Annotated in this window: 24 protein-coding genes, 4 tRNA genes and 1 riboswitch; of the genes, 10 read left to right on the top strand and 18 right to left on the bottom strand. The window is 58.1% G+C overall.

Going from position 1 to position 26,836, the window contains the following annotated elements; genetic code table 11:
• Positions 1 to 625: 625 nt before the first annotated feature.
• Entirely contained in the window at positions 626 to 3,520 is a 2,895-nt protein-coding gene (locus P5706_RS07560; protein WP_285678878.1) for a ribonucleoside-diphosphate reductase subunit alpha, read from the top strand.
• A gap of 83 nt (positions 3,521 to 3,603) precedes the next feature.
• Here the strand turns inward: P5706_RS07560 and P5706_RS07555 are convergent, their stop codons facing one another.
• The 5 genes from P5706_RS07555 to flgB all read right to left on the bottom strand — a co-directional run bounded on the left by P5706_RS07555 (position 3,604) and on the right by flgB (position 7,845).
• A complete protein-coding gene (locus P5706_RS07555; RefSeq protein WP_285678877.1) occupies positions 3,604 to 4,704 on the bottom strand; it encodes a hypothetical protein in 1,101 nt (366 codons plus the stop codon).
• 187 nt (positions 4,705 to 4,891) lie between these two features.
• Positions 4,892 to 6,202, bottom strand: coding sequence for a flagellar hook protein FlgE (gene flgE / locus P5706_RS07550; protein ID WP_200433159.1), 1,311 nt, complete (start codon positions 6,200 to 6,202; stop codon positions 4,892 to 4,894).
• A 31-nt stretch (positions 6,203 to 6,233) separates the two neighbouring features.
• Entirely contained in the window at positions 6,234 to 6,965 is a 732-nt protein-coding gene (flgD, locus tag P5706_RS07545; protein WP_200433160.1) for a flagellar hook assembly protein FlgD, read from the bottom strand.
• A 16-nt stretch (positions 6,966 to 6,981) separates the two neighbouring features.
• Positions 6,982 to 7,434, bottom strand: coding sequence for a flagellar basal body rod protein FlgC (gene flgC, locus P5706_RS07540; RefSeq protein WP_017138385.1), 453 nt, complete (start codon positions 7,432 to 7,434; stop codon positions 6,982 to 6,984).
• A 3-nt stretch (positions 7,435 to 7,437) separates the two neighbouring features.
• On the bottom strand, positions 7,438 to 7,845 hold the full coding sequence (gene flgB / locus P5706_RS07535; protein ID WP_003214246.1) for a flagellar basal body rod protein FlgB: 408 nt from the start codon (positions 7,843 to 7,845) through the stop codon (positions 7,438 to 7,440).
• A 323-nt stretch (positions 7,846 to 8,168) separates the two neighbouring features.
• Between flgB and P5706_RS07530 the strand changes: the two genes are divergently transcribed.
• Positions 8,169 to 8,948, top strand: a complete 780-nt coding sequence (locus P5706_RS07530) for a hypothetical protein (protein ID WP_285678876.1) — start codon at positions 8,169 to 8,171, stop codon at positions 8,946 to 8,948.
• Positions 8,949 to 9,011: 63 nt separating this feature from the next.
• Here the strand turns inward: P5706_RS07530 and cheR are convergent, their stop codons facing one another.
• Together cheR and P5706_RS07520 are read right to left on the bottom strand one after the other, a co-directional pair.
• A complete protein-coding gene (gene cheR / locus P5706_RS07525) occupies positions 9,012 to 9,839 on the bottom strand; it encodes a protein-glutamate O-methyltransferase CheR (RefSeq protein ID WP_017138387.1) in 828 nt (275 codons plus the stop codon).
• A gap of 43 nt (positions 9,840 to 9,882) precedes the next feature.
• Positions 9,883 to 10,815 carry a chemotaxis protein CheV gene (locus P5706_RS07520; RefSeq protein ID WP_200433162.1) on the bottom strand — a complete coding sequence of 311 codons (933 nt, stop codon included), beginning with the start codon at positions 10,813 to 10,815 and terminating at the stop codon, positions 9,883 to 9,885.
• A gap of 95 nt (positions 10,816 to 10,910) precedes the next feature.
• Between P5706_RS07520 and flgA the strand changes: the two genes are divergently transcribed.
• The 4 genes from flgA (at position 10,911) to P5706_RS07500 (ending at position 13,503) form a co-directional block, all read left to right on the top strand.
• Entirely contained in the window at positions 10,911 to 11,669 is a 759-nt protein-coding gene (flgA, locus tag P5706_RS07515; RefSeq protein WP_138814212.1) for a flagellar basal body P-ring formation chaperone FlgA, read from the top strand.
• A gap of 142 nt (positions 11,670 to 11,811) precedes the next feature.
• Positions 11,812 to 12,138 (top strand): flagellar biosynthesis anti-sigma factor FlgM, encoded by a 327-nt coding sequence (gene flgM / locus P5706_RS07510; protein WP_200433163.1) that lies wholly within the window; start codon positions 11,812 to 11,814, stop codon positions 12,136 to 12,138.
• 48 nt (positions 12,139 to 12,186) lie between these two features.
• The gene (locus P5706_RS07505; RefSeq protein WP_138814210.1) at positions 12,187 to 12,657 is read left to right on the top strand and encodes a flagellar protein FlgN; all 471 of its coding nucleotides are present in this window, start codon (positions 12,187 to 12,189) and stop codon (positions 12,655 to 12,657) included.
• Positions 12,658 to 12,753: 96 nt separating this feature from the next.
• Positions 12,754 to 13,503, top strand: a complete 750-nt coding sequence (locus P5706_RS07500; RefSeq protein WP_200433164.1) for a flagellar brake protein — start codon at positions 12,754 to 12,756, stop codon at positions 13,501 to 13,503.
• 61 nt (positions 13,504 to 13,564) lie between these two features.
• Here P5706_RS07500 and P5706_RS07495 read toward each other — a convergent pair whose 3' ends face one another.
• Both P5706_RS07495 and P5706_RS07490 read right to left on the bottom strand, forming a co-directional pair.
• Complete coding sequence (locus tag P5706_RS07495; protein ID WP_200433165.1) at positions 13,565 to 14,950, bottom strand: MFS transporter; 1,386 nt, start codon at positions 14,948 to 14,950, stop codon at positions 13,565 to 13,567.
• Between the two features lie 282 nt (positions 14,951 to 15,232).
• A tRNA-Arg gene (locus P5706_RS07490) sits at positions 15,233 to 15,309 on the bottom strand.
• A 325-nt stretch (positions 15,310 to 15,634) separates the two neighbouring features.
• Here P5706_RS07490 and P5706_RS07485 point away from each other — a divergent pair.
• The 3 genes from P5706_RS07485 (at position 15,635) to P5706_RS07475 (ending at position 16,774) form a co-directional block, all read left to right on the top strand.
• Positions 15,635 to 15,862: a hypothetical protein gene (locus tag P5706_RS07485; RefSeq protein WP_099548206.1), complete on the top strand. Its 228-nt coding sequence runs from the start codon at positions 15,635 to 15,637 to the stop codon at positions 15,860 to 15,862.
• Positions 15,863 to 15,873: 11 nt separating this feature from the next.
• Positions 15,874 to 16,053, top strand: coding sequence for a PA3371 family protein (locus P5706_RS07480; RefSeq protein WP_200433166.1), 180 nt, complete (start codon positions 15,874 to 15,876; stop codon positions 16,051 to 16,053).
• Between the two features lie 394 nt (positions 16,054 to 16,447).
• A complete protein-coding gene (locus P5706_RS07475; RefSeq protein WP_003193592.1) occupies positions 16,448 to 16,774 on the top strand; it encodes an Arc family DNA-binding protein in 327 nt (108 codons plus the stop codon).
• Positions 16,775 to 16,947: 173 nt separating this feature from the next.
• On the opposite strand, the gene mgtE is transcribed toward P5706_RS07475, so the two are convergent.
• The 8 genes from mgtE to ltaE form a co-directional block, all read right to left on the bottom strand.
• Positions 16,948 to 18,390, bottom strand: coding sequence for a magnesium transporter (gene mgtE, locus P5706_RS07470; protein ID WP_065929353.1), 1,443 nt, complete (start codon positions 18,388 to 18,390; stop codon positions 16,948 to 16,950).
• A gap of 339 nt (positions 18,391 to 18,729) precedes the next feature.
• Positions 18,730 to 18,806: transfer RNA gene (locus tag P5706_RS07465), tRNA-Arg, on the bottom strand.
• Between the two features lie 72 nt (positions 18,807 to 18,878).
• Positions 18,879 to 18,955 (bottom strand) — tRNA-Arg (locus P5706_RS07460).
• Positions 18,956 to 19,063: 108 nt separating this feature from the next.
• Positions 19,064 to 19,154: transfer RNA gene (locus tag P5706_RS07455), tRNA-Ser, on the bottom strand.
• Positions 19,155 to 19,216: 62 nt separating this feature from the next.
• On the bottom strand, positions 19,217 to 19,405 hold the full coding sequence (gene csrA, locus P5706_RS07450) for a carbon storage regulator CsrA (protein WP_003175645.1): 189 nt from the start codon (positions 19,403 to 19,405) through the stop codon (positions 19,217 to 19,219).
• A 175-nt stretch (positions 19,406 to 19,580) separates the two neighbouring features.
• Positions 19,581 to 20,822 (bottom strand): aspartate kinase, encoded by a 1,242-nt coding sequence (locus P5706_RS07445; protein ID WP_056861669.1) that lies wholly within the window; start codon positions 20,820 to 20,822, stop codon positions 19,581 to 19,583.
• Between the two features lie 97 nt (positions 20,823 to 20,919).
• Entirely contained in the window at positions 20,920 to 23,538 is a 2,619-nt protein-coding gene (gene alaS, locus P5706_RS07440; protein ID WP_285678875.1) for an alanine--tRNA ligase, read from the bottom strand.
• Positions 23,539 to 23,684: 146 nt separating this feature from the next.
• Entirely contained in the window at positions 23,685 to 24,689 is a 1,005-nt protein-coding gene (gene ltaE, locus P5706_RS07435) for a low-specificity L-threonine aldolase (protein WP_285678874.1), read from the bottom strand.
• Positions 24,690 to 24,871: 182 nt separating this feature from the next.
• A riboswitch (FMN riboswitch) is annotated at positions 24,872 to 25,041 on the top strand.
• Positions 25,042 to 25,155: 114 nt separating this feature from the next.
• Here ltaE and P5706_RS07430 point away from each other — a divergent pair.
• The gene (locus P5706_RS07430; RefSeq protein ID WP_003233516.1) at positions 25,156 to 25,665 is read left to right on the top strand and encodes a 6,7-dimethyl-8-ribityllumazine synthase; all 510 of its coding nucleotides are present in this window, start codon (positions 25,156 to 25,158) and stop codon (positions 25,663 to 25,665) included.
• A gap of 166 nt (positions 25,666 to 25,831) precedes the next feature.
• On the opposite strand, the gene astE is transcribed toward P5706_RS07430, so the two are convergent.
• Positions 25,832 to 26,836, bottom strand: a complete 1,005-nt coding sequence (astE, locus tag P5706_RS07425) for a succinylglutamate desuccinylase (protein WP_285678873.1) — start codon at positions 26,834 to 26,836, stop codon at positions 25,832 to 25,834.

Here is a 26,836-nt window from a genome sequence, read left to right as displayed (position 1 = left end):
ACAAGCCGGGAAATCCATTCGGTGATCGCGTTTTTTTGTGATAGGGTTCGCGCCCTCAAAAAACCAACAGACGGTTTTTGCGTTGGAATATTCGGTGACAAACGGCGTAATCCAGCAGTACTGCGGCCTACACGGGCGTTCCACGTTTCATACACATTTTACCCACAGCGTTATCCACAGGTAGTGCGTTGCTAAGCCCCCCAAAACGCATTATCTTGTACCTCGGCGCTAAAAAAACCCTACATGTAGGGTTTTAAGCGAAAAACCAAACACAAATCAGACAAGAAACTCAAGCGCTTTCTTGCTCCTGTTTGGTTGAACCAAAGCATTTTTTAAAAGCCCAAACCGCGCACGCGGATGGCAACCGTTTTCCCCGCCCAATTGGCAGAAAACGGTACGGGTGTTGCAGTGCTTGCAGCGAGCAACTGTCACCCACCAGGAATACGGCCAAGGGCTCTTTCAAGCCCCGAACCGAAGACTTCGGCATGGAAGCGGCGCGAATAGCTCCCTTCCTCCTGTCCCGAAGTTGTTATGCCAGGCCCAGGCCTGTTGTAAGTGCTTCAGGACGGAACGGTGGGCACCGTGATGGTGCCCAAATAAATATAGAATGTGGAGACAACCCCCCATGCAAACCGACACAACTCGCGAGAACCCGCAGGGCTCCGTGCCGCAGGCCGCTGATTCGAACCTGGATCTGTCCGCCACCGCACCTGGCCAACTGCGTGTGATCAAGCGTAACGGCACTGTCGTTCCTTACACCGATGACAAAATCACCGTCGCCATCACCAAAGCGTTTCTTGCAGTTGAAGGCGGCACCGCTGCTGCCTCGTCGCGCATCCACGACACCGTTGCCCGTCTGACCGAACAAGTCACCGCGACCTTCAAGCGTCGCATGCCCTCGGGCGGCACCATCCACATCGAAGAAATCCAGGACCAGGTCGAACTGGCCCTGATGCGTGCCGGCGAGCAGAAAGTGGCGCGCGACTACGTGATCTACCGTGATGCCCGTTCCAAGGAACGCGCCGTGCGCTCCCCGGCTGAAGAAGCAGCCGTGCAAGCTCACCCGTCGATCCGCATCACCCTGGCCGACGGCAGCTTTGCGCCGCTGGACCTGGGCCGCCTGAACACCATCATCACCGAGGCCTGCGAAGGCCTGGAAGAAGTCGACGGTGACCTGATCCAGCGCGAAACCCTGAAAAACCTGTACGACGGCGTGGCCCTGACCGACGTCAATACCGCCCTGGTGATGACCGCCCGTACGCTGGTTGAGCGTGAGCCGAACTACTCGTTCGTGACCGCGCGCCTGCTGATGGACACCCTGCGCGCCGAAGGCCTGGGCTTCCTGGGCGTGGCCGACAGCGCCACCCACCACGAGATGGCTGACCTGTACGCCAAGGCCCTGCCGGCCTACATCGCCAAGGGTATCGAATTCGAATTGCTGAACCCGATCCTGGCCACCTTCGACCTGGAAAAACTCGGCAAGGCGATCAACCACGAGCGCGACCAGCAGTTCACCTACCTGGGCCTGCAAACCCTGTACGACCGTTACTTCATCCACAAGGACGGTATCCGCTTCGAACTGCCGCAAGTGTTCTTCATGCGCGTGGCCATGGGCCTGGCGATTGAAGAGAAGCACAAAGAAGACCGCGCCATCGAGTTCTACAACCTGTTGTCGTCCTTCGACTACATGTCGTCGACCCCAACCCTGTTCAACGCCGGCACCCTGCGTCCACAGCTGTCGAGCTGCTACCTGACTACCGTGCCGGATGACCTGTCGGGCATCTACCACGCGATCCACGACAACGCCATGCTGTCCAAATTCGCTGGCGGCCTGGGCAACGACTGGACGCCGGTGCGTGCCTTGGGTTCGTACATCAAGGGCACCAACGGCAAATCCCAGGGCGTTGTACCGTTCCTGAAAGTAGTGAACGACACCGCCGTTGCCGTTAACCAGGGTGGCAAGCGCAAAGGCGCTGTGTGTGCCTACCTGGAAACCTGGCACATGGACATTGAAGAGTTCATCGAGCTGCGCAAGAACACTGGTGATGATCGTCGTCGTACCCACGACATGAACACTGCCAACTGGATCCCTGACCTGTTCATGAAGCGTGTCTTCGATGACGGCCAGTGGACCCTGTTCTCGCCATCCGAAGTGCCGGACCTGCACGACCTGACCGGCAAGGCCTTCGAAGAGCGTTACGAGTACTACGAAGCCCTGTCCCAATACCCAGGCAAGATCAAGCTGTTCAAGACCATCCAGGCCAAAGACCTGTGGCGCAAAATGCTGTCCATGCTGTTTGAAACCGGCCACCCATGGCTGACCTTCAAAGACCCGTGCAACCTGCGCAGCCCGCAGCAGCACGTGGGCGTGGTCCACAGCTCGAACCTGTGCACCGAGATCACCTTGAACACCAACAAGGACGAGATCGCCGTTTGCAACCTGGGCTCGATCAACCTGCCGAACCACATCGTCAACGGCAAGCTGGACACCGCCAAGCTGGAACGCACCGTCAACACCGCCGTACGCATGCTCGATAACGTGATCGACATCAACTACTACTCGGTGCCACAGGCGCAGAACTCCAACTTCAAGCACCGCCCAGTCGGCCTTGGCATCATGGGCTTCCAGGACGCTTTGTACCTGCAGCACATTCCTTACGGTTCGGACGCTGCGGTCGAGTTCGCCGACAAGTCCATGGAAGCGGTCAGCTACTACGCGATCCAGGCTTCCTGCGACCTGGCCGACGAGCGCGGCGCCTACGAGACGTTCCAGGGTTCGCTGTGGTCCAAAGGCATCCTGCCGCTGGATTCGCAACAGATCCTGATCGAGCAGCGTGGCCAGAAGTACATCGACGTTGACCTGAACGAATCCCTGGACTGGGCGCCGGTACGTGCCCGTGTGCAGAAAGGTATTCGTAACTCCAACATCATGGCCATCGCACCGACCGCCACCATCGCCAACATCACTGGCGTGTCGCAGTCGATCGAACCGACCTACCAGAACCTGTATGTGAAATCGAACCTGTCGGGCGAATTCACCGTGATCAACCCGTATCTGGTTCGCGACCTCAAGGCTCGCGGCCTGTGGGACTCGGTCATGATCAACGACCTGAAGTACTACGACGGTTCGGTACAGCAGATCGAGCGCATCCCGCAAGAACTCAAAGAGCTCTACGCGACAGCCTTCGAAGTGGACACCAAGTGGATCGTTGACGCCGCCAGCCGCCGTCAGAAGTGGATCGACCAGGCCCAGTCGCTGAACCTGTACATCGCCGGCGCATCGGGCAAGAAGCTCGACGTGACCTACCGCATGGCTTGGTACCGTGGTCTGAAAACCACTTACTACCTCCGTGCCCTGGCCGCGACCAGCACCGAGAAGTCGACCATCAACACCGGTAAGCTCAACGCTGTTTCCAGCGGCAACCACGGTGATGATTCGGTGCTGGCTGCTCCAGCCGGCCCGGCGCCAGTGCCAAAGGCTTGCGCGATTGATGAGCCGGATTGCGAAGCTTGCCAATAAGCTGAGTGAGTCCTGGGCTTGAACGCCCAGGATGTAAAAAACCGATAAACCTGGCTGCATTTGGGTTTATCGGTTTTTTTTTGCTACGTGAATGCGTAGGCGCTGCCTTCCCGGGGCCCGCCGCCGCGTCCACCCCACAATTCTACGCGCCCGCCAATCACCGCCATTGAGTGGCCGCCATAACCCACAACCCCCAGCCTGCCCCTTGCCAGCTCAGAACTCGTAGACTTCTCGTAGTGGTCTTTCAGCCCAAGCCGGTCCAGCGCCTCACAACCCACTTCGCCATTGTTTATACTTTGCATCGCATGAGCGAAACTCTGTTTTGCAGCATTGGGGTTTTTGTCATCGTAGCCATTGCCTTCCATTTGAGCCCGCTTGGCGCTCGCGGCATACATGAAGTTTGCGTGGGTAATCGTGCCCGGGTTATCGCCCTTGAACTGCGCGTAAGCGGCTGCATGCCTTAACTCACCCCTAGACAAAGTAAGCTTGAAACCGTCTCGCATTTCTACGTAGTAACCCTCTGCCGTCTCTTTCACCTCCTTGAAGACGTCGGTAGGTTTTTCACCAAACTTCATCATCGCGCCCTTTATCGCGGCAACGGTGACGCAATTGCCGTCAGGGCCTTGGCTGAACCCACTCCAGATATTGTCCGGCTTTTTACCTGGGTTGCTTTCATCTGGCTTGTAGTTGAAATGCTTGGAGCCCTCGGTAGTCGGCAGATTACTCATGGGTTCGCTACCGCCGAAATCCTTCGGGTTTACCTTGCTGCCACCACCACCACCACCACCACCACCACCACCACCACCAGAATTGGGTGACGGTCCAGGATCGGGCGCTGGAGACGGCTCATCTGCAAATAAATCCGGAAACAGCCTCTTCAACAACGCGAGAAAATCGGTGGACGCCTCCTTCTTCAACTGCTCAAGGATCTCCTTGAACTTCTCGTCCCCCAGCTCTTTGCGCTTTTCATTGAGCTTGTCCCGCAAGTCCTGGGCGGTTTGGTTTTTGTTGCCCTTTTCGGCTTCATCAAGCGCTTTGAGCAGTTGGGTGACGGTTTTTTTATCGGCCTCTACGTCACCCTTTTTTTCCTCTGAACGGCTAACGCGCCACAGGTTCGGCCCTGTGCCGCCCTGGTCATAACGCACACCTCCAGCCCCATGACCAGACATCGACGAATCCCACATACCCATCCCCCGAAAGAACCAACACCTCTGAGTCCGATAAGTGGAAAGAACGGCGTAGTCAGTTCCAGCAAAAGCACGTCGGGTGGGAATCGAGCGCTGGGTGGGAATTATTTCGAGCCAAATTACACGCAAAAAAAAGCCCCTCGTTTGAGGGGCTTTCATCTGCAGCCGCGTCAGGCCAAACGCATCAGGTCATCTGAATGATGGTCTGCATGATGGTGCTCTGGGTGGAGATGGTCTTGGCGTTCGCCTGGTAGTTGCTCTGGGCCTTGATCAGGTCCACCAGCTCATTGGTCAGGTTGACGTTGGAGTTCTCCAGGGACTTGGACACGATCGAACCCAAAGTACCGGATTGCGGGGCGTCGTAACCCGGCTGGCCCGAGGCGAAGGTCTCTTTCCAGGTGGTGCCACCCGACGGTTGCAGGCCCTGTTCGTTATTGAAGCTGGCCAGGGAGAGCTGACCAATGGCCTTGCTCTGCTGGTTACTGAAGGTGGCGAACAGCACGCCGTTACCGTCGATGTTCAAGCCGGTGATCTGGCCGGTGGCGTAGCCATCGGTGACCGGTGGGTTACGGTAGGTGGCCGAGTTGTACTGGGTGATGTTGCCCATGTTGATGGCGATGCCACCAGGGTTGGCATTCGCACCGTTTTTGGTCCACACACCATTGGTCACTGTGCCGGGCACCCAGCCGCTCAGCTGCAAGGTGGTGCTGGAAGTGGTGCCGGTAACAATCCCGGTGAGCTTGCCCGAGCCGTCAAAGCTCAGCGTCGATGCCACCGGTGGCGTCGAGCCTGTGCCGGTCGGCGCCGAACCATCAGGGTTACGGCCGTCGATCAGAGTGTAAGACTTCCAGGTGTTGGAGTCGGTTTTGACCAGGTACTGCACCATCGGGTGCGCGTTGCCTTGGGTGTCGTACAACGTGGTGTTGTACTGGGTGCTGAACGAGCTGGATTCGGTTGGATCGAACGGGTGGGCCGTCTGGTCGATTACCGGCGAAGACGAGTTCAGGTTACTGGTGGAGTCCACCTTGGTGGATGCCTTGGGCGGCAGGTTCGACAGGTTCAATTGCAGGTCGGTCAGCGCGCCCTTGATGATGTTTCCATCTGCGTCCGCTGCGTAGCCTTGCAGGCGCGAGGTGCCGGTGTTGTTGGTGATGTAGCCGTCTTTGTCCGAACGGAAGGTGCCGCTGCGGGTGTATTCCAGCGAACCATCACTGCCCTTCTGCACGAAGAAGCCGCCGCCCTGGATCGCCATGTCCAGCAAGCCGCCGGTGTTGTTGACATCACCTTGGGTGAACTGCTGGGAGACTGCCGCCAGGTTCACGCCGCTGCCGACACTGTTCTGGCCAGTGCCCAGTTTGGACGCTGCATAGATGTCGGAAAATTCCGCACGGGACGATTTGAAACCCGTGGTCGCAACGTTGGCAATGTTGTTGCCGGTCACGTCCAGTTGTTTGTTGGCCGCATAGAGGCCGCTAAGGCCGATGTTAAAAGACATGTTTCTCTCCTTCTGCCGTATTTAGCCGGCTCTATGTACCGATAGTCTGGATTTGCGACAGCTTGACGCTGCCCATGCCGCCTGCAAGGTTGAGCAGCATTTCGCCGCCGGTCTTGCTCAGCGTCACGCTGGTCACCGTTGCCGGCAGCGACGTCAACAGGGCAACCGAGTCGCCTTTGTCATTCTTGGTGCTGGCCGCAAAGGTATAAGTGCCGGCGGGGGCGACTTCACCTTTGTCGTTCTTGCCATCCCAAATAAAGCTGGAATCACCGGCGCTTTGGGCGCCCATGTCGATGGTGCGTACCACGTTGCCGTCTTTGTCGGTGATTTTCACCGAGACATTGCCCGTCGCTGCCGTCACTGCCACCGAGCCGGTCATGCTTTTGCTGGTATCAACCATGGCTTTGTCGGTCTGGGTAATGATCGACCGACCGACCAGCGACGACGCCTGCAGCGCCTGCGAAGAGCTGAAATTGCTGGAGATCGCATTCACCGAGTCGTTCAGGGTGTTGATGCCTTCCAGGCTGCTGAACTGTGCCAACTGGGCCACAAAAGCACCGTTGTCCTGAGGCGACAGCGGGTTCTGGTTTTTCAGCTGGGTCACCAGCAGTTGCAGGAACGCATCCTTGCCCAGCGCCTGGTTGCCCGTGGCCGCCTTGGCGGCACTATCGAGGCCGCTGTTGTCTGTGGCGGTCTTGACCTTACTGTTGAACAGGTCCTGAACCGCCGTGTTGGGTGTAGAAGTGGTATCAACAATGGCCATTATTTGGCGCCCCTTATCACTGACCCAGGGTCAGGACCTTCTGCATCATGGTTTTGGCGGTGTTCATCATTTCCGCGTTGGTCTGGAACGAGCGGCTGGCGGAAATCATGTCAGCCATTTCCTCGACCACGTTGACGTTGGGGTAGTACACGTAACCCTTTTCGTTCGCGGCCGGGTGGTTAGGCTCGTAGCGGGCTTCCAGGTTGCTCTGGTCTTCGACTACACCGAGCACCTGCACACCTTGGCCGGCAGCGTCCTGGTTCTGGAACAGCGAATCGCCGCTGCCGCTTTGGCCGGCCTGGCCGCCCTGGAACATGGTGGCGAACACCGGGTGACGGGCGCGGTAAGTCTGGTCAATGCTCGAAGACACGGTCTCGGCGTTGGCGATGTTACTGGCGACGGTGTTCAAACGCGTGGTCTGCGCGCTCATGCCACTGCCGGCAATATTGAAAACACTGGCGAGGGACATGGCTTACTCTCCACGCAGGGCTGACATCAGCCCTTTGAATTTGCTGTTAAGCAGGGTGAAGCTGGCCTGAAAGTTCACCGAGTTCTCGGCGTAGGCCGATTGCTCCAACTGGGCGTCGACCGTGTTCTGATCGATCGACGGCTGCATCGGCGTGCGATACAGCAGCGACTCGTCACCATTGCCCAGGCCTTGCGCTTCGATATGACGGCTATTGGTCATGTTCAGGGCGAAGGTGCCGTTCTTGGTCTTGTCCTGCTGCGCGGCAAGCACGGCGGAGAAGTCCAGGTCCCGAGCCTTGTAGTTCGGGGTGTCGGCGTTGGCAATGTTGTTGGCCAGGACTTCGGCACGCTGGGCGCGGAAGCCCAGGGCTTGTTCGTGGATACCGAGCGCTTTATCGAAGCTGATGCTCATGGCGGAAACCTTTAGGCTGACCTGCTGTTCGTAACTGGGTTATAGCAAGGCGCATGCCAATTCGCTGAAGGCCCGTATTACAACGGTTTGCGCCAGTTTTTCCGGCGGCAATGCCAGAAAAGCGGCAATGGGCTTCCGCGTGGCGCCAGTAAAGCGGCAACAGCGGTTGCCGCTTTTACAGCCGGTGGCAATTCTTCAACAGGCTGCCCAGTGCGCAAAACACCTTAACCGCTCGTCTGCACTGTCATTTCTGACAGTTGTTGCGCCCACCCCTTTGCGCGCCTCATCGGGTAACCCCTACAGGCGTAAAGCAGAGGCACACCATGTTGACTATTCCACCCCTCAGATTCGTCCTGCAAGACAGAACACAACCCATTCCAAACCTGAAAACCAGCCTGATCGTGGGTGATGTAGTTGAGTTGCTCTGTGATTTCGCCGTGCAACGGTTGGACTTTGTAAACGTGTACATGATCAGCTCGGTCGTCGGTGGCTCATACAATCTGAGCTTCGAGGTGGGACATGACGCCCCATCAATCAAGATTTACTTTCCAAAAGACGTGGTTGTTGCCAACTCAGGCAATAATGTTCAGTTACTGTTGCGCCTCCGGCGTGGCATGTCCTACCCAGCGCCAGATGCAACCATATCCATCGACGCGGGGGGCATTGTTGTGCCTGTTCCTGGCACAGTGTGGGATTTCGCCGATGGCACGTTCCAAGGCTGGGTACCTCAATCAGTTTATGTAGGCGGGGTGCTGCACGTCGTCAACCACAGCGTGACCGTTGACCTGCCCAGCAGCCAGGTAACCAGGGCTCACATCATCACTCGACCCGTATCGGTCGTCGCAGGGCGCACCTACGATTTCAGTTTTGAGGTCCACGGTGGTACAGCCACCGGAGATGGCTCGACACTGTACCTGACGGTTAACGGCAGCCGAATCGGCGCCAACGTACAAAACATAACCAACACATCCACACAAACCGGGACCGGGACATTTACTGCAGGCAGTACCGGCACTGTGCATTTAGGTATTTTCAACGAGACCATCCCCAGCAGGAACCATCTTCTATTCCTGGGCAATATCCGCATGACCCGCAAACCCTGACCACCGCCCATAAAAAACGGGAAGCCTTTGCGAGGCTTCCCGTTTTTTATGCTCAAGCCACCATCACTTGGCCTGATAAATAATCCCAGGGCTGCATTGCACCATCTGGTAATGGTCCGGTAGCCCGTTGAGCGCTTCGGACGCGCCAAGAAACAGGTAGCCCCCGCGCTTGAGCGTACCGTGAATGCGCAACAGGATGTCTTTCTTCACCTCTGCCGAGAAGTAGATCAATACATTGCGGCAGAACACCATGTCGAACTTGCCCAGGCTGGCATAGCTGTCGAGCAGGTTGAACGAGCGAAATTCCACCCGGCTCTTGATCGGCGCCTTGACTGCCCAGCGCCCTGCCCCTTTGGGGTCGAAAAAACGTTGCAGGCGTTCCTGGGACAAACCACGGCCCAGGGCCAGGCTGTCGTACTCGCCGGTCTTGCAGTTGGTGAGCATGGTGCCGGACAGGTCGGTGGCGACAATTTGCGCGCCGGCCTTCAATTGGCCCATGTTCGTGCGCTCGAACTCATCGATGGACATCGAGATCGAGTACGGCTCCTGGCCAGACGAACAGGCGGCCGACCAGATGCGCAAGCGCTGGCCAGGGCTGGCCTTGATGGCCTCCGGCAGTACTTTGTTCTTAAGCACTTCAAAAGGGTAGGTATCACGAAACCACAAGGTTTCGTTGGTGGTCATGGCATCCACCACCATTTCCTTGAGCCCGCTGCGCGGCTGGCCCTGGATGCGCTGGACCAACTCACCCAGGGATTTAATGCCCTGCTGTTCCATCAGTTTGTTGAGACGGCTGGATACCAGGTACTGCTTGTTTTCACCGAGCAATATGCCACAGGCTTTCTCCAGGAAGACCCGGAACTGTTCGAAATCCAAATTACCCGTAGACAATGATACCGCCTCTTAAATCGTGTGACCGCCAAGGGAATGCCCCCTAGCCGTGATCTGCTGCCTTGATCCGGTCGACTACCCGGGATGCCAGGTCATCAGGGCGGAATTTGGCCAGGAAGTCATCGGCACCGACCTTCTTGACCATCGCCTGATTGAAAACACCTGACAATGAAGTATGCAGGATGATATGCAATTTTTGCATGCGTGGGTCGTTACGTATCTCGGCCGTGAGGGTGTAACCGTCCATTTCCGGCATTTCAATGTCGGAGATCATCATCAGGAACTCTTCTTCCGGCTTCTTGCCTTCGTCCACCAGCTTGCGCAGGTAATCCAAAGCCTGTCGACCATCGTTCAGGGCCACCACTTCCACACCGACCGTTTGCAGGCAGCGGCTGACTTGCTTGCGCGCCACCGAAGAGTCGTCCACCGTCAGCACGCGCAGCGACACCGCTTTGTGTGCGGTTTCGGCGTCTACCACGCCAACCGAAATACTTTCAGAGGTGGGTGCGACTTCGGCGAGGATCTTTTCCACGTCGATGATTTCGACCAACTGGTTATCCACCCGCGTCACCGCCGTGAGGTAATGATCGCGCCCGGTGCCCTTGGGCGGTGGATGGATCTCCTCCCAGTTCATATTGACGATGCGCTCCACTGAGCGCACCAGGAAACCCTGGGTCTTGGTGTTGTATTCGGTGATGATCACAAAGGGGTTTTCGCGGTCTTGCAAACCTGCCGAACCGGTGGCCATGGCCAGGTCAAGAATCGGGATGGTCGCGCCTCGAATATTCGCCACGCCGCAGACCACCGGGTTGGATTTGGGCAATATGGTCAGCTTGGGGCACTGCAGCACTTCCCGCACTTTAAACACATTGATGCCGTACAGCTGCTTGCCGTCCAGGCGAAAAAGCAACAGTTCCAGGCGATTCTGCCCTACCAGCTGTGTGCGCTGGTTTACTGAGTCCATTACTCCTGCCATGCCTTGACTCCTACGCTAAAACCTTTGGCTATACCTACAAGGGCAACGACGCTCACCCAACGCTAAACGGCACGAGCTTTGCTATTTATTGGTTTATGAACCTTAAAACGACAGTTTCCCGACGCATCCCACGCTACCGCAGATTGCTCTGCGTCACGATGGCGCTGCTTGCCTTGGGCTCAGGCACCACGGCTCGCGCAGATAATGTCACCTTGCCTGATCTCCTTATCGGCGTCACTCAAGGCTTTCTTGAGTTCACTGTAGAAGATTATCTGGCGACCACTCAGACGCCGGGGCGCTATGAAATCCAGGTCAACCAGTTGGACCCGCGCCTGCGCATGCCCATGTGCGACAAGGAATTGACGGCCAGCCTGGAAAGCCCGGCCCAACCGATCGGCCGTGTGACGGTAAAAGTGCGCTGTGAGGGCGCTTCACCCTGGACCGTGTTCGTGCCGGCGCAGGTCAAACTGTTCCGCGACGTCGTGGTCGTCACGCGCCCGCTCAAACGCACCGGCATTATTGGTTTTGAAGACGTGGCCCTGCGGGAACGCGACATCAGCCTGATCAACCAGGGTTACCTCACCTCCGTGGATCAAGCCATCGGGCAGAAACTGACCCGACCAATGGTCACCGACCAGGTCATTACGCTGGTGCATCTGGAACAGGCTGAAGTGATTCGCAAGGGTGATCAGGTGGTGATTTCCGCCAGCAGCGGTGGGCTGACGGTAAAAATGCCGGGGGAGGCGCTGTCCAACGGCGGGATGAGCGAACAGATTCGGGTCAAGAACCTCAATTCCAACCGTGTGATCAAGGCGCAGGTGACCGCGCCAGGCCAGGTTGAGGTGGCGCTATAGATCACTGGTGTGAAACGCCAGCTTTTCCTACACTGTGCGTGGGATGTCGACCTGTACAGGTTTATTGTCAAACGAGCCTAAAGTTTGTCCGGGTATGGCCGAAAACATGGCAAGCGTCCAAATACCCAGAGGTTTTTTTAACATGGTCATTGATTTCAGTCGTTTAAATAACACCCAGGCTTTGCCGGGCAATACGCGCACCAGCGGGGCAAAGGATGGCGTAGAAGCCAAGTCCCAGCCAGCACCTGCGGCCAAGACAGAACAGGCCAGCGCCAGCCAAAGCGGGGAATCGGTACACCTGAGCAATGAGGCTCAACAGTTGCAGAAGGTCACTGACTCGCTGAGCGATCAACCCGTTGTCAATAAAGCCCGCGTGGCCGAGTTGAAACAGGCAATCGCTGATGGCAGCTATAAAGTCGACAGCAACCGTGTCGCCAGCAAGCTGCTTAACTTCGAAGCCGAGCGCTAGGCAAAGGCCTGCGCAGGGCTTTTGGACGCTTAAAACCCAAGGCCAGCCATGCACCACGACGAACATTTGCTTGAACTGATCATTGATGATCTGGCGCCGACGCAACATTTGCTCGAGCTGCTCAAAGAAGAATCCCTGGCCCTCTACGGCCGGGATATGCGCTTGCTGGAAGAAATCCTGGCGCGTAAACAGTCGCTGATCGTGCTGCTGGAGCAGCATGGCAAGAAGCGCAGCGAAATTCTCATCAGCCTGGGCCTGCCGGCTGACCATGACGGCCTCGCACAACTGGCCAGCCACTCCTCGGTAGGCGATCAGTTGCTGGCGCAGAGCACCGCACTCAATCAATTGCTTGCCCAGTGCCAGGAAACCAACCTGCTCAACGGGCAGTTGATCCAACTGCAGCAGGCTACGACCGCCAACCAGTTGCGTATACTCCACGGCGGAGAGCCTCCGGCTCTTTACAACGCCCAGGGTTCCACCTCGCGCCTGGTCAAGCCAAGCACCCGCAGCCAAGCCTGACACCGGTTTACTGCGCGCCCTATCCAAGGCGCGTTACATGCTGGCAAAATGCCGGTTCTTGCGTGTAGTCGTATTTTGTCTGGAGATGGAAGAACCGTGTTCAACGCCCTTAATGCGGAAGATGCTCCGCAGCCACCCAAGGTGCTCACCACGCCTCTGGAAATCGCCAGCACGTTGCGGATGCTGCAAGAAAGCCATGACCCGCTGATCATTACTTTCCATGAACGCAGCCAGCGGTTTCAAAGCTATCTGGTGGATATCGAGCGGGACAGCAAAACGCTGACCCTGGACGAAATGATCCCCCGCGACGGTGAACGCTACCTGGAGAATGGCGAACCGTTCCGCATCGAAGGCTTCCATGACGGCGTGCGTATCGCCTGGGAAAGCAACGGCACACTGACCATCAGTGAAAAAGGTGGCCACCGCATCTACACCGGCAGCATGCCCGACGAAGTGGTCTACCATCAGCGTCGCAATGCCTTTCGCGCCGCGTTGAAGCTCGCGCAATTGGTCAGCATCGAGCTGGGTGGCGAAAAGCTCAAGGCACCTATCAGTGGCAAGCTGCTGGACATCTCCGCCACCGGCTGCAAGCTGCGCTTTGAAGGCGACATCTCCGATCGCCTGCAACTGGGCCAGGTCTATGACCGCTTTATCGCCGCCCTGCCCTTTGGCAGCATGACCACCTCGGTGGAGCTGCGTTACCTGCACTTCGAAGACAAGATCAACACCACCTTCGCCGGCGTGCGCTTCCACAACATGAGCGGCTTGGTACAGCGCCAGGTTGAACGTTTTGTGTACCAGCTGCAGCGTGAAGCGCGGCGCTTCGACAAAGACGACGACCTTTGAGCTTTAAAGACCGCGTCAATAAAAACGGGCAGATCCTGATGGGATCTGCCCGTTTTTGCTTTCAGGGGCGTGCCCTGCTCAAGTCGTGGGGATGCTCGTCCGGCCCCAGAGGCTCCGGCGGTCCCTCGAAAGGAGGTTCCTCTGCGGGTTGTTGCGGGTCGGCTTCAGGTTCCGGGTCGGGCACCACGGTCTGCATTTGTTCCTGCACCACCGCCTCATCCACCCGTGGGTCGAGGCACGCCACCAGCGGCGAGCTGGACATGCTGTCCGGCATCGCTACGTGGTGCAGCGGCGCATCGTCCACCTGATGCAGGTTGGTCACCGCCTTCGGCCGGATCCGCCATACCAGGATCAACGCACACAGGCTGAAAAACGCATACAGCATGTGGCTGCCGAACAGCTTCATCACCACACCCGCCAACAGCGGCCCAACACTCGCGCCGATGCCGTAAGTCACCAGCAACATGGCCGTCAGCGACACCCGGCGATCACCTTCCACATGGTCATTGGAGAACGCCACCGCCAAGGGATACAGACAGAACTGCACCAGCGAGCACAAGAACCCAGCCACGAACAGCACTTCCAGCGGCACGTGGGTCATCACGGCCAACGGCAACGCCGCTACTGCCAGGCACAAGGCAAAGCAGCGAATCAGCAAGGCGCGATCATAACGGTCCGACAACCAGCCCAATGGCCACTGCACCAACAGGCCGGCAAAAATGCAGCTACCCATAAACAGACCGACCTGCTCAGTACTCAAACCTTGCTGCGAGGCATACAGCGGCGCCAGGCCGTAGAAAGAGCCGACTATGAGCCCCGCCCCCAGTACCGTGCTGAGCGACTGCGGCACACGCTTGATAAAGAAGCGCGGCTCCATAGGCGCAGGATGCAGCGGCGCCGGGTGAATGCGTCGGGTCATGGCCACCGGCACCAGGCACAAGGCAAAACACAGCGCCACGAGCATGAGCAATTCAAGGCCAAGCTGCGGGTGCATGACCAGGATCAACTGACCCAATACCAACCCGAGGTAGGAGGCGATCATGTAGCCGCTGAACACCACGCCACGTTGCTTGGCGTCCGCCTGCTCATTGAGCCAGCTTTCGATAACCATGTACTGGCACATCATCCCCAGGCCTACGATCATCCGCAGCACAATCCAGGCCGGCAGCCAGTTGATGAGGCCATGGCCCAACACCGCCGCGCCGACAATCCCGGCACAGGTGGCATACGCGCGAATATGCCCGACGCGGGCAATCAAGCGATGCCCGATCTTGCCGCCCAGCACCAGGCCGAAGTAGTTGGCCGCCATCAGCGCACCCACCCACAGGCTGTCGACGTGGTCGGCTGCAAGGCGCAAGGCCAGGTAAGTGCTGAGCAGGCCGGACCCGATCAACATCATCAAGGAGGCGAAATAAAGGGCTCGAAAAGATTTCCAGATTTGGCGCATCGGCGTTCCGAGCGGCTCCTTGCAGTGAGGGACAGGGCTATCAGCATGATAGTCCGGGGTTGCCGGGAGCGGACAGACGCAGCGGGCCGTTTTCCGGGGAATATTTTGCTTAATCGTTCAGACGCTGCCTGGCCGCACGCAAGGTACATATGCAACGTACAAAAGCGACGAGAAACACACTGCGCACCTGCTGTGAACCCTGACAGGCGGCAAGGTTCGACCGACGTTGCAGGCAAGCACGAAAAAGCCCTGCCAGGACAACCTGTGCAGGGCTTTTGAAGATGGTGTCCCAGGGCCGGTTCGAACGGCCAACCTTCCCCTTAGGAGGGGGATGCTCTATCCAATTGAGCTACTGGGACAAATGACAGCCATCGGGCACGGGGCACAGCGACGGACGGCGTGCATGTTAACGGCCGAGGTGGGTTTTGTCATGTCGTCCGTGGGCTTTTTGAGTGTAGGCCGATCCTTGTTCCGCCGAGGCCCGCTTTGCCTAGCAACGACGGGGCTTGAGCGCCGTCGTGCAAAATGCATTACCCCAAAAAGCCATCATTGCAAATTGCAACCCGGCGGTGCTTTAAAGTAGACTCAAGCCATTGATTTTAATGAAATAATAGATTGGCACGGGACCTGCAATACTTCTCCTACAAACCCATTCAGCCACGGCGTTTAGCGGAGAACATGACCATGAACAGTGCCCTTCTGTTAGCCCTCAACACCATAGCCTTGGCTGCACTGGTGATGTTTCATTTCCAATCCACCGGCAGTAATGATCCTGCGCAACTCAGCCAGGCCGTGCCGCACCATCTGCAACAACGCCCGCAATTGGCGGTGATGACGCCTAACGCGCAATCGCCGGTACGCCTGACCCAGGGCACCCAGACTGCACCGGCATCCGAACATTGGGTTTTCTAAGGACGCCTTTCATGAGCAAATCCGCCTGGCTATTTTTGTGCCTGACTGTCGTCACTGCCGTGTTGGGCCTGGGCGTCACTTCTGAAGAGGGGCAAACCGCTGCAATGGTTGCTGCCGGCGTGTTTACGAGCCTGCTTCTGCTGACGCTTTTCATGGGCCGCAAAATCAAATTCGACCCTGTTCTACGCTGACCCCTGCGCTGCACCTCCTCCCTCGACCTTATGTCGCCCCGCACTAGCAAATCGGCAAATTGCCACTAGTCTTAAAAATAAGGGCAAAAGGCCACTTTGCTTTAGGATGTGCGGCCTCAACCCCCTGTGCGGGCCAAGACTTACGGGAAGTTCCCTTGAGGAATGACGCGTTGAAAAGTTTTCCAACCAGTCCGCAAAAATACAAATCAGTGCTGGCATTACGCCTTTAGGCAGTTCAATATTTGTCACAGAATTGACGCCAAGGAACTGTCAAATCTGAGGCATGATGCGGCCTCTTTGCAATTCGGGTTGAACTTTGGTCGTGAGCCTTGTCTTAACACTCATCTTGCGGCCAATTCCAAAAACCGCTCCCCTGAACTAACCGGTTAAATATATGCGCCCATTGAAACAGGCAATTTATTCCAGCCGTACGGCTGACAAGTTCGTCGTACGTCTGCCAGACGGAATGCGGGAACGCATTGCCGAGGTGGCTCGCAATCATCACCGCAGCATGAACTCCGAAATCATCGCGCGCCTGGAGCAAAGCCTTATTCAGGAAGGTGCGTTGGGCGAAGAGTTGAGCATGCGCCTGGACAGCCCTGAGCTGTCACTGCACGAACGCGAACTGCTGCAGCGTTTTCGTCAGCTCTCCCACCGCCAGCAAAATGCTCTCGTCTCGCTTATCGCGCACGACGTTGAGGCGGCCGCAGAAGCCAATTGATCTGCAACTGAAAGCCGAAGCCAGCGCTATGCTGGCTTTTTTTTGCGTGAAATTTGAGGGGCACCGCGCAGGGCTTGTGTGGGAGCGGGTGTGCTCGTGAATGCGGTGGATCAGTTAGCAGACATTTCGACTGCTACACCGCATTTGCGAGCAAGCCCGCTCCCACAGGGGGATCAGAGCAGAAAGATCGTTGCCAGGCCCAGGAAGATGAAGAAGCCACCGCTGTCGGTCATGGCCGTGATCATCACACTGGCACCCATGGCGGGGTCGCGCCCCAGGCGTGCCAGCGTCATGGGGATCAATACGCCCATCAGCGCCGCCAACAGCAGGTTAAGGGTCATGGCAGCCGTCATCACCACGCCCAGCGACCAACTGCCATACAGCAAGTAAGCCACCACACCAATCACGCCGCCCCACACCAAGCCATTGATCAGGCCCACGGCCAATTCTTTGCGCAACAGGCGCGAGGAGTTGGCGGTACTCACCTGGTCCAGCGCCATGGCACGCACGATCATAGTGATGGTCTGGTTACCGGAGTTACCGCCAATACCGGCCACAATCGGCATCAGGGCCGCAAGCGCTACCAGCTTCTCGATCGACCCCTCAAACAGACCGATCACGCGCGAAGCAATGAAGGCCGTGATCAGGTTGACCGCCAACCACGCCCAACGGTTATGCAGGGAGCGCCAGACTGACGCAAAAATATCTTCCTCTTCACGCAGACCTGCCATGTTGAGGACTTCGGTTTCACTCTCTTCACGAATCAGGTCGACCATTTCATCGATGGTCAAACGACCAATGAGCTTGCCGTTCTTATCGACCACCGGTGCCGAGATCAAGTCATAACGCTCAAACGCCTGCGCTGCCTCGTAAGCATCTTCGTCCGGATGAAAGCTCACCGTATCGCTGGCCATCAAATCCGCAACTTTCTTATCGGGATCATTGACCAGCAAACGCTTGATCGGCAACACGCCTTTAAGAATGCCTTCGTAGTCGACCACGAACAATTTGTCGGTATGACCCGGCAGCTCTTTGAGGCGACGCAGGTAACGCAAAACCACTTCGAGGCTGACGTCTTCGCGGATGGTGACCATCTCGAAGTCCATCAGTGCGCCAACCTGATCCTCGTCATAAGACAACGCGGAGCGCACACGCTCACGCTGTTGGCTGTCGAGGGCTTCCATCAGCTCATGGACAACATCACGCGGCAGCTCAGGTGCCAGGTCAGCCAGTTCGTCGGCGTCCATCTCCTTGGCGGCGGCCAGGAGCTCGTGATCATCCATGTCGGCGATCAGGGTTTCACGAACCGAGTCGGATACTTCAAGGAGGATGTCGCCGTCGCGGTCAGCCTTGACCAACTGCCACAGGGTCAGTCGATCATCGAGCGGCAAGGCTTCAAGAATATAGGCGACGTCGGCGGAGTGCAGGTCGTCGAGCTTGCGCTGCAGCTCAACGAGGTTTTGCCGGTGAACCAGGTTTTCGACGCGGTCGTGGTGCGGACCTTCCTGGCGGTGCGTGAGGTCTTCGACCACGCGCTGACGCTGCAGCAGCTCGATGACTTGAGCCAGGCGATCCTGCAGGCTGTCTTGTGTTTTCTTTACTTCTACTTCGGTCATAGGCGAACTCCACTCCCAGCAGCGGGGCACGCCGGAAGGATCAATCAGTCAATTCATGATTGGTAAAACGGGGTACTGAGCAACTACTGGGTAAGTCCATGGAGGTATTCCACAAGCCCCGGCGGGGCTGACGGGCGCAATGATACACGCTGCGCGCGCTTTAAACGTTAAAAAACTGGAAAGAACAAGCGCTTGCGAGCCAAAGCTGAGCAGTGGCTGCATCTATGAACTGCGACGACGCAGGCGGAAAGGAAAACACATGGGCGCGCGAGAAAAGATGAAATCCTACACAAACCCCAGACGGCAAAAAGCCCGCACTAGGCGGGCTTTTTGTTTGTATGGTGCACTCGACAGGATTCGAACCTGTGACCGCTCGGTTCGTAGCCGAGTACTCTATCCAGCTGAGCTACGAGTGCAGATTGTGTTTTTAGACCAGATCACAACTGGTTGAAGCCAAGTCACCTGCATTGCTGCAACTGACTCTTAAATGGTGCACTCGACAGGATTCGAACCTGTGACCGCTCGGTTCGTAGCCGAGTACTCTATCCAGCTGAGCTACGAGTGCATTTGTTGCCGCGCATTATAGGCCGTTCAATCTCTATGTAAAGCTATTTTTTCGTTTAATTTCAACAACTTAGCGAAAAAACCAGATTGCAACGTACTAAGCAAATAATGGCGGAGAACGGGGGATTCGAACCCCCGACACCCTTTTGAGGTGTACTCCCTTAGCAGGGGAGCGCCTTCGGCCACTCGGCCAGCTCTCCGCAACACGGGGCGTATATTAACCACGTTCATCCCCGTTTGCAAACATAAAAAACGATAAAAATTAAAGGCTTGGTTCTTCGTCCTTCTCTTTCTTGATCCGCAGGTAAATTTCCTCGCGGTGGACCGCTACCTCTTTCGGAGCGTTAACCCCGATACGCACTTGATTGCCTTTGACGCCGAGCACAGTAACGGTGATTTCGCCATCACCGATAATCAGGCTTTCTGCGCAACGACGAGTCAGAATCAGCATACCTTTCACCTCACGCATTTCAGTTCAGGAACAACAGTCTGCAAAAAAAAGGCGTTCGGCCCACAACCTGACGGCCGCAGCCCTAACGGCCTAAGTATTGTCGAGCCCACGCAAAAGACCATGCGCCCCACAAAAAAATCAAAGGCGCGGTAAACCGCGCCTTCCTGGCATTGCCTTACTCGCCTTGTCGCGCCGGCGCGTCCAGCTCAAAAGCGGTGTGCAGCGCGCGTACCGCCAGCTCCAGGTACTTCTCCTCGATCACCACCGAGACTTTGATTTCCGAGGTGGAGATCATCTGGATGTTGATGCTTTCCTTGGCCAGCGCCTCGAACATACGGCTGGCAACACCGGCATGGGAGCGCATGCCCACGCCTACGATCGAGACCTTGGCAATCTTGGTATCGCCGACCACTTCACGGGCGCCAATCTCGCTCGCGGTGTTCTGCAAAATACGCTCAGCCGCATCGTACTCGTTACGGTGCACGGTGAAGGTGAAATCGGTGGTGTTATCGTGCGAAACGTTCTGCACGATCATGTCGACTTCAATGTTCGCACCGCTGATCGGGCCGAGGATCTTGAAGGCCACGCCCGGGGTGTCTGGCACGCCACGGATCGTCAGCTTGGCTTCATCGCGGTTGAAAGCGATGCCGGAAATGATCGGCTGTTCCATGGATTCCTCTTCATCAATAGTAATGAGGGTGCCCGGACCCTCTTTGAAGCTGTGCAATACGCGCAGCGGAACGTTGTATTTGCCGGCGAACTCCACCGCGCGGATCTGCAACACCTTGGAACCGAGGCTGGCCATTTCCAGCATCTCTTCAAAGGTGATCTTGTCCAGGCGCTGGGCCACGGACACCACACGCGGGTCGGTGGTGTACACGCCGTCCACGTCAGTATAGATCTGGCATTCATCGGCCTTGAGAGCCGCTGCCAGCGCCACGCCGGTGGTGTCCGAACCGCCACGCCCGAGGGTGGTGATGTTGCCCTGCTCGTCCACGCCCTGGAAGCCAGCTACTACTACCACGCGGCCGGCTTTCAGATCTGTGCGGATTTTCTGATCATCGATCTGCAGGATGCGTGCCTTGGTATGCGCGCTGTCGGTGAGAATGCGCACCTGGCTGCCCGTGTAGGACACTGCCGGCACGCCACGCTTGTTCAGTGCCATGGCCAGCAAGGCAATGGTCACCTGCTCGCCGGTGGACACGATCACATCCAGCTCACGCGGCAGCGGCTGTTGGTCGCCACTGATTGCCTTGGCCAGATCGATCAGGCGATTGGTCTCGCCGCTCATGGCCGACAGCACCACCACCAGGTCATCGCCGGCGTCGCGGAATTTCTTAACCTTGTCGGCGACCTGCTCGATTCTTTCGACAGAACCGACCGAGGTGCCTCCGAATTTCTGTACGATCAAAGCCATTTCTAAGCCGCCTCAGCCCGTAAAGGGGCGCCCAATAAACAAATCTTCCAGCACCCAAACGAGCCCATGACTAGACCATGGGCTCATTAACGGTGCCTTAAATGCCGGCCTCGACAAATGGCACGGTCAGGGCCAGGGCCGCGTCCAGGGAGCCTGCGTCTACACCACCGCCTTGCGCCATGTCCGGACGACCACCGCCCTTCCCGCCCACTGCCGCAGCGGCTTGCTTCATCAAATCACCGGCCTTGAGTTGGCCAGTCAGGTCTTTGGTTACACCAGCAACCAGAACGACCTTTTCCTCATGGACACCGCCGAGCAGGATCACTGCGCGGCCGAGCTTGTTCTTCAACTGATCGACCAAGGCCAACAGCGCCTTGCCGTCCTGGCCATCCAGGCGCACAGCCAGCACCTTCACGCCCTTGACGTCCAGCGCGGAGGCCGACAGATCGTCGCCCGCTGCGCTCGCCGCCTTGGCCTGCAACTGCTCCAGCTGTTTTTCCAGTGCGCGGTTGCGCTCCAGCACGGCCGACAGCTTGTCGATCAGGTTGTCGCGGCTGCCCTTGACCAGGCCGGCCGCTTCCTTGAGTTGTTCTTCAGCCGCATTGAGGTAGGCCAGGGCCGCAGCACCGGTGACCGCTTCAATACGCCGTACACCAGAGGCTACACCGCCTTCGCTGATGATTTTCAACAGGCCGATATCGCCCGTACGGTTAGCGTGGATACCGCCACACAGCTCCACCGAGAAGCTGCCGCCCATGCTCAGTACGCGCACTTCGTCGCCGTACTTCTCGCCAAACAGCGCCATGGCGCCTTTCTTCTTGGCGGTTTCGATGTCGGTTTCTTCGGTTTCAACCGGGGTATTCTTGCGAATCTCGGCGTTGACGATGTCTTCCAACGCCTTGATCTGCTCAGGCTTGATCGCTTCAAAGTGGCTGAAGTCGAAACGCAGGCGCTGGCTATCGACCAACGACCCCTTCTGCTGCACATGCTCACCCAACACTTGGCGCAACGCAGCGTGCAGCAAGTGAGTGGCAGAATGATTCAAAGCAGTTGCATGCCGCACGTCGGCATCGACTTGAGTGTCGACCGGCGCACCGACCGTCAGGTTGCCCAACACCAGCACACCGTGATGCAGGAACGCGCCGCCGGTCTTGGTAGTGTCAAGCACTTCAAAACGCCCGGACGTCGAACTCAGGAAACCACAGTCACCTACCTGGCCACCGGATTCGGCGTAGAACGGCGTCTGGTCCAGGACCACCACCGCTTCGTCGCCTTCGCTCAATACGTCGACCGACTTGCCGTCTTTGTAGATGGCCACGATCTTGGCCGCGCCAACGGTCGCCGCGTAACCGGTGAACTCGGTGGGCACGTCAACTTTGACCAGGGTGTTGTAGTCCAGGCCAAAGGAGCTGGCGGAACGGGCACGCACGCGCTGGGCCTCCATCTCACGCTCAAAACCCGCCTCATCGATGGTCAGCTCGCGCTCACGGGCGATGTCGGCGGTCAGGTCCATCGGGAAACCGTAGGTGTCATACAACTTGAACACTACATCGCCCGGCACCACGGTGCCTTTGAGTTCAGCAAGGTCCTGCTCGAGGATCTTCAGGCCGTGCTCCAGGGTCTTGGAGAACTGCTCTTCTTCAGCCTTGAGCACGCGCTCGATGTTGGCCTGCTGCTGCTTGAGTTCCGGGAAGGCATCGCCCATCTCGGCCACCAGCGCGGCAACGATCTTGTAGAAGAAGCTGCCGGTGGCGCCCAGCTTGTTACCGTGACGGCAAGCGCGGCGGATGATGCGGCGCAGCACATAGCCGCGGCCTTCATTGGACGGCAGCACACCGTCGGCGATCAGGAAGCCGCACGAACGGATGTGGTCCGACACCACCTTGAGCGAAGACTGGTTGTCATTGGCGCAGCCAATGGCGGCCGCCGACGCGCTCAGCAGATTGGTGAACAGATCGATTTCGTAGTTGGAATGCACGTGCTGCATCACCGCACTGATCCGCTCCAGGCCCATGCCGGTGTCCACCGACGGCGCCGGCAGCGGATGCAACACGCCATCGGCGGTGCGGTTGAACTGCATGAACACGTTGTTCCAGATCTCGATGTAACGGTCGCCGTCTTCTTCCGGCGAGCCCGGTGGGCCGCCCCAGATGTCGGCGCCGTGATCATAGAAAATCTCGGTGCACGGGCCACAAGGGCCGGTATCGCCCATGGTCCAGAAGTTGTCGGAAGCGTAAGGCGCGCCCTTGTTGTCGCCGATGCGAATCATGCGCTCGACCGGCACACCAATTTGCTGGGTCCAGATGTCGTAGGCTTCGTCGTCGGTCGCGTAGACGGTGACCCAGAGTTTTTCCTTGGGCAGCTTCAACACGCCGGTCAGGAAGGTCCAGGCGAAGGTAATCGCATCTTTCTTGAAATAGTCGCCGAAGCTGAAGTTACCCAGCATCTCGAAGAAGGTGTGGTGGCGGGCGGTATAACCGACGTTTTCCAGGTCGCTGTTCTTGCCGCCGGCGCGTACGCACTTCTGGCTGCTGGTGGCGCGGGTGTAGGCGCGCTTTTCCTGGCCCAGGAAGCAGTCCTTGAACTGGTTCATCCCCGCGTTGGTGAACAGCAGGGTTGGGTCATTGCCTGGGATCAAGGAGCTGGAGGCTACACGGGTGTGGCCTTGCTCTTCGAAGAAGCGAAGGAAGGCTTCACGGATTTCTGCGCTTTTCATTAGGTTCTTCCACGGAGTCTGCGGCCAAAGGCCAGTGCGCAACATCATCAGACGGAGCGACGGCAAAGGGCCGCATTATATCGGCCCTTTGCCGGTGGTACAGCGTGTTTATGCGATAGAAACAGTCAATTAGACGGTCTGCACGATCATTTTCGGGAAAACTCGACAAATGTCTGCACCACCTGCTCCATCTGCACCCGGCTGACATCCAGGTGAGTGACCATGCGCAGACGCGGCGCGGCGCTCAACTTGATCCCGCGTTCGGCGGCAAAGGCCTTCAGCGCCTGGGCCTGATCGCCAATCTGCACATACACCATGTTGGTTTGCACCGGTTCCACCTCAAAGCCGGCGTCGCGCAGTGCATCCCCCAGCCATTGGGCGTTGGCGTGGTCATCCGCCAAGCGCTGCACCTGATGATCCAGGGCATACAAGCCCGCCGCCGCCAGCGAGCCGGCCTGGCGCATGCCACCGCCGACCATCTTGCGCAGGCGCCGCGCCTTGGCGATCAGCGCCGTGGAGCCACACAGCACCGAGCCGATCGGCGCGCCAAGGCCTTTGGACAGGCACACCGACACCGAGTCGAAATGCTGAGCAATCTCCCGCGCATCCACCCCGAGCTTTACGGCAGCGTTGTAGAGTCGCGCGCCATCCAAGTGCAACGCCAGGCCATGTTCACGGGTAAACGCCCGCGCCTTCGCCAGGTACGCCAGCGGCAGCACCTTGCCCTGCATGGTGTTTTCCAACGCTAACAGCCGGGTGCGCGCGAAGTGGAAGTCATCCGGTTTGATCGCCGCCAGTACGTGGTCCAGGTCCAGCGAACCGTCGGCTTGCACCTCCAGCGGCTGTGGCTGGATCGAGCCAAGCACCGCCGCGCCACCGCCTTCGTATTTGTAGGTGTGGGCCTGATGGCCGACGATGTATTCCTCGCCGCGCTCACAGTGGGCCATCAGCGCCAGCAGGTTGCTCATGGTGCCGGTCGGCACGAACAGCGCGGCGGCGAAGCCCAGGCGCTTGGCCAACTCGGCTTCCAACTGGTTGACGCTCGGGTCTTCGCCGTAGACGTCATCACCGCTGACGGCAGTGGCCATCACGTCGAGCATGCCGGGGGTGGGTTGGGTCACGGTGTCGCTGCGCAGGTCTATGACGGTCATCCGGGGGCCTCTGAATAGGGTTGTCGTAGTGACGATTACTGCGGGCAAAGCCACGCAATATCAAGCCCCATGTGCATTCAATCGAATACCAACCAAACAAACCGATATAGGTTATCGATACGGCAATCGTGCAGTTTTTGAAAAACCATGTTAAAAACTCTCCGCCGCCAGGGTTCTGGCGGCAACGTTCTCAGGGCGGGGTGTAATTCCCCACCGGCGGTAATTGCACGCAATGTGCATAGCCCGCGAGCGCTTGGCGCCTCGAACTGCTCACGCAGGACGGCGACAAGGTCAGCAGACCCGGTGTGATCCCGGGGCCGACGGTCATAGTCCGGATGAAGAGAGAACGGGATTGGCACCCAAGGGCCGCGCGCTGAACTCATGCCTGCATGACGCCGCTGTTCGTACCCTTGAAATCCCATTCGATTCATAACGCCCTGTTTTTTTCTTAAACAGGAGTCAGAACATGCAACCCACCGCAATCGACAGCAAAAGCAAAAACCACCACGGCGAGCGCGTCGCGTTTATCCAGGCCTGCTGGCACAAGGATATTGTCGATCAATCGCGCAAAGGCTTCCTCGCCGAAATGATCGCCCAGGGCTACCAGGAATCGGACATCGATTTCTTCGAAGTCGGCGGCGCCTTTGAAATGCCCCTGCACGCCAAGCTGCTGGCCAAGACCGGCCGTTACGCCGGTATCGTTGCCGCTGCGCTGGTGGTGGACGGTGGCATCTACCGCCATGAATTCGTCGCCCAGTCAGTGGTCAGCGGCCTGATGCAGGTGCAGCTGGAAACCGAAGTGCCGGTGTTCTCGGTATCCCTGACCCCGCATCACTTCCACGCGGGCAGCGAGCACCACACCTTCTTCTACGAGCACTTCGTGCACAAGGGCCAGGAAGCCGCGCGCACTTGCGCCGACACACTGCACAAGGTGCGTGCGATCCGCCGTAGCGAGCCGCGTGCTGTAGCGGTCTAAGCAACACTGCAAAACCCGGCCTCAGAGCCGGGTTTTCTGTGGGAGCTGGCTTGTGTGGGAGCTGGCTTGCCTGCGATAGCGGCAGGTCAGTCAACATCACTGTTGCCTGTGCCGCCGCCATCGCAGGCAAGCCAGCTCCCACATTTGACCTAGGCCGCCTTGGGACCTATACCAACCCTGCATCCGTGGTCGGCACAATCAATATCCCCGCCCGCAAACCATTCTTCACCTTCGGGTTCGGGAAGATGATGCGCGCGCCCTCCTCCTCGATCACCCAGCGGGTCTTGGCCACGTCTTCGGCCAACAGGTAGCCCTTGGCCAATGGCGAAAAGTTCTCCACATCCGCCGGCAGGTGCAGCAGGAAGGCATCACTGTGCTTGATCACTTCGCGGGAAACGGCAAACAGTTGCAGGCCATCAAGGCTCTCGGTTTCGGGTTCATTGCCCTCGATGATCTGCTTGAGGCGCGTCTCCAGGCGTGACACATCCACGCCCTGGTTCTGCCCGAATGGCCGGGCCTTGCCCAATTCCAGGGTGAAGGCTTCGGCGTCCAGTTGCTCATAGGTGAACGCGGTGAAGGTGATCGAGGTTTTGTTCTGCAGCAACACCGCCTGCATACCGGCAGCGTTCAGGCGCGCCAGCTCATGGCGCGAATGCTGGCGCCCGTCCTTGAACGGGTACAGCGCGAACTGCTCGATCTTCGAGCCGCGAATGGCCGTGTGCAGGTCGTAATGCAGGCGCGAACGACCCGGCAGGCTGAAGAAGCTGCGGGCCAATTGCTCAAGCTCGGCGGCGCGCATGGCCTCCGGGCCGATGTTTTGTTCGTGACGGCCGTTGAACAGCCGGTTGACGTCCAGTTCCAGGTAACGCTCGCCGCGGCGCATGGCCTCGGGGTTACCGAACAGGAACAGAATACGATTGCGGGGTTTGATCTCCCCACGGGCGATGCCATGCAACAGGCGGTCGAGCAATTCGATCGGCGCGGTTTCGTTGCCATGGATGCCGGACGACAGCAGCAGGTCGCTGCCGTTGTCCAATGCCTGCGGAGGGCGCACTTCAAGCGCGCCCTCGCTGAGCCAGCGCATCTGCACGCCGTCGACAGTCAGTTGAATTTTTTGCGCCGGTTCGCGACCGGCGAGGGTCAGTTCAAGCAGTTTGCCGAGGGCGAGCAT

Source organism: Pseudomonas sp. ChxA, assembly GCF_030263855.1.
Taxonomy (GTDB): Bacteria; Pseudomonadota; Gammaproteobacteria; order Pseudomonadales; family Pseudomonadaceae; genus Aquipseudomonas; species Aquipseudomonas fluorescens_CB.
Note: the sequence above shows the minus strand (reverse complement) of the source record. Positions and strands in the feature narration are given on the sequence as shown.

Coding starts and splice junctions, on each gene's coding strand:
- P5706_RS07560 (WP_285678878.1), top strand. CDS start 626: ATGCAAACCGACACAACTCGCGAGAACCCGCAGGGCTCCGTGCCGCAG.
- P5706_RS07555 (WP_285678877.1), bottom strand. CDS start 4,704: ATGTGGGATTCGTCGATGTCTGGTCATGGGGCTGGAGGTGTGCGTTAT.
- flgE (WP_200433159.1), bottom strand. CDS start 6,202: ATGTCTTTTAACATCGGCCTTAGCGGCCTCTATGCGGCCAACAAACAA.
- flgD (WP_200433160.1), bottom strand. CDS start 6,965: ATGGCCATTGTTGATACCACTTCTACACCCAACACGGCGGTTCAGGAC.
- flgC (WP_017138385.1), bottom strand. CDS start 7,434: ATGTCCCTCGCCAGTGTTTTCAATATTGCCGGCAGTGGCATGAGCGCG.
- flgB (WP_003214246.1), bottom strand. CDS start 7,845: ATGAGCATCAGCTTCGATAAAGCGCTCGGTATCCACGAACAAGCCCTG.
- P5706_RS07530 (WP_285678876.1), top strand. CDS start 8,169: ATGTTGACTATTCCACCCCTCAGATTCGTCCTGCAAGACAGAACACAA.
- P5706_RS07520 (WP_200433162.1), bottom strand. CDS start 10,815: ATGGCAGGAGTAATGGACTCAGTAAACCAGCGCACACAGCTGGTAGGG.
- flgA (WP_138814212.1), top strand. CDS start 10,911: ATGAACCTTAAAACGACAGTTTCCCGACGCATCCCACGCTACCGCAGA.
- flgM (WP_200433163.1), top strand. CDS start 11,812: ATGGTCATTGATTTCAGTCGTTTAAATAACACCCAGGCTTTGCCGGGC.
- P5706_RS07505 (WP_138814210.1), top strand. CDS start 12,187: ATGCACCACGACGAACATTTGCTTGAACTGATCATTGATGATCTGGCG.
- P5706_RS07495 (WP_200433165.1), bottom strand. CDS start 14,950: ATGCGCCAAATCTGGAAATCTTTTCGAGCCCTTTATTTCGCCTCCTTG.
- P5706_RS07485 (WP_099548206.1), top strand. CDS start 15,635: ATGAACAGTGCCCTTCTGTTAGCCCTCAACACCATAGCCTTGGCTGCA.
- P5706_RS07480 (WP_200433166.1), top strand. CDS start 15,874: ATGAGCAAATCCGCCTGGCTATTTTTGTGCCTGACTGTCGTCACTGCC.
- P5706_RS07475 (WP_003193592.1), top strand. CDS start 16,448: ATGCGCCCATTGAAACAGGCAATTTATTCCAGCCGTACGGCTGACAAG.
- mgtE (WP_065929353.1), bottom strand. CDS start 18,390: ATGACCGAAGTAGAAGTAAAGAAAACACAAGACAGCCTGCAGGATCGC.
- csrA (WP_003175645.1), bottom strand. CDS start 19,405: ATGCTGATTCTGACTCGTCGTTGCGCAGAAAGCCTGATTATCGGTGAT.
- P5706_RS07445 (WP_056861669.1), bottom strand. CDS start 20,822: ATGGCTTTGATCGTACAGAAATTCGGAGGCACCTCGGTCGGTTCTGTC.
- alaS (WP_285678875.1), bottom strand. CDS start 23,538: ATGAAAAGCGCAGAAATCCGTGAAGCCTTCCTTCGCTTCTTCGAAGAG.
- ltaE (WP_285678874.1), bottom strand. CDS start 24,689: ATGACCGTCATAGACCTGCGCAGCGACACCGTGACCCAACCCACCCCC.
- P5706_RS07430 (WP_003233516.1), top strand. CDS start 25,156: ATGCAACCCACCGCAATCGACAGCAAAAGCAAAAACCACCACGGCGAG.
- astE (WP_285678873.1), bottom strand. CDS start 26,836: ATGCTCGCCCTCGGCAAACTGCTTGAACTGACCCTCGCCGGTCGCGAA.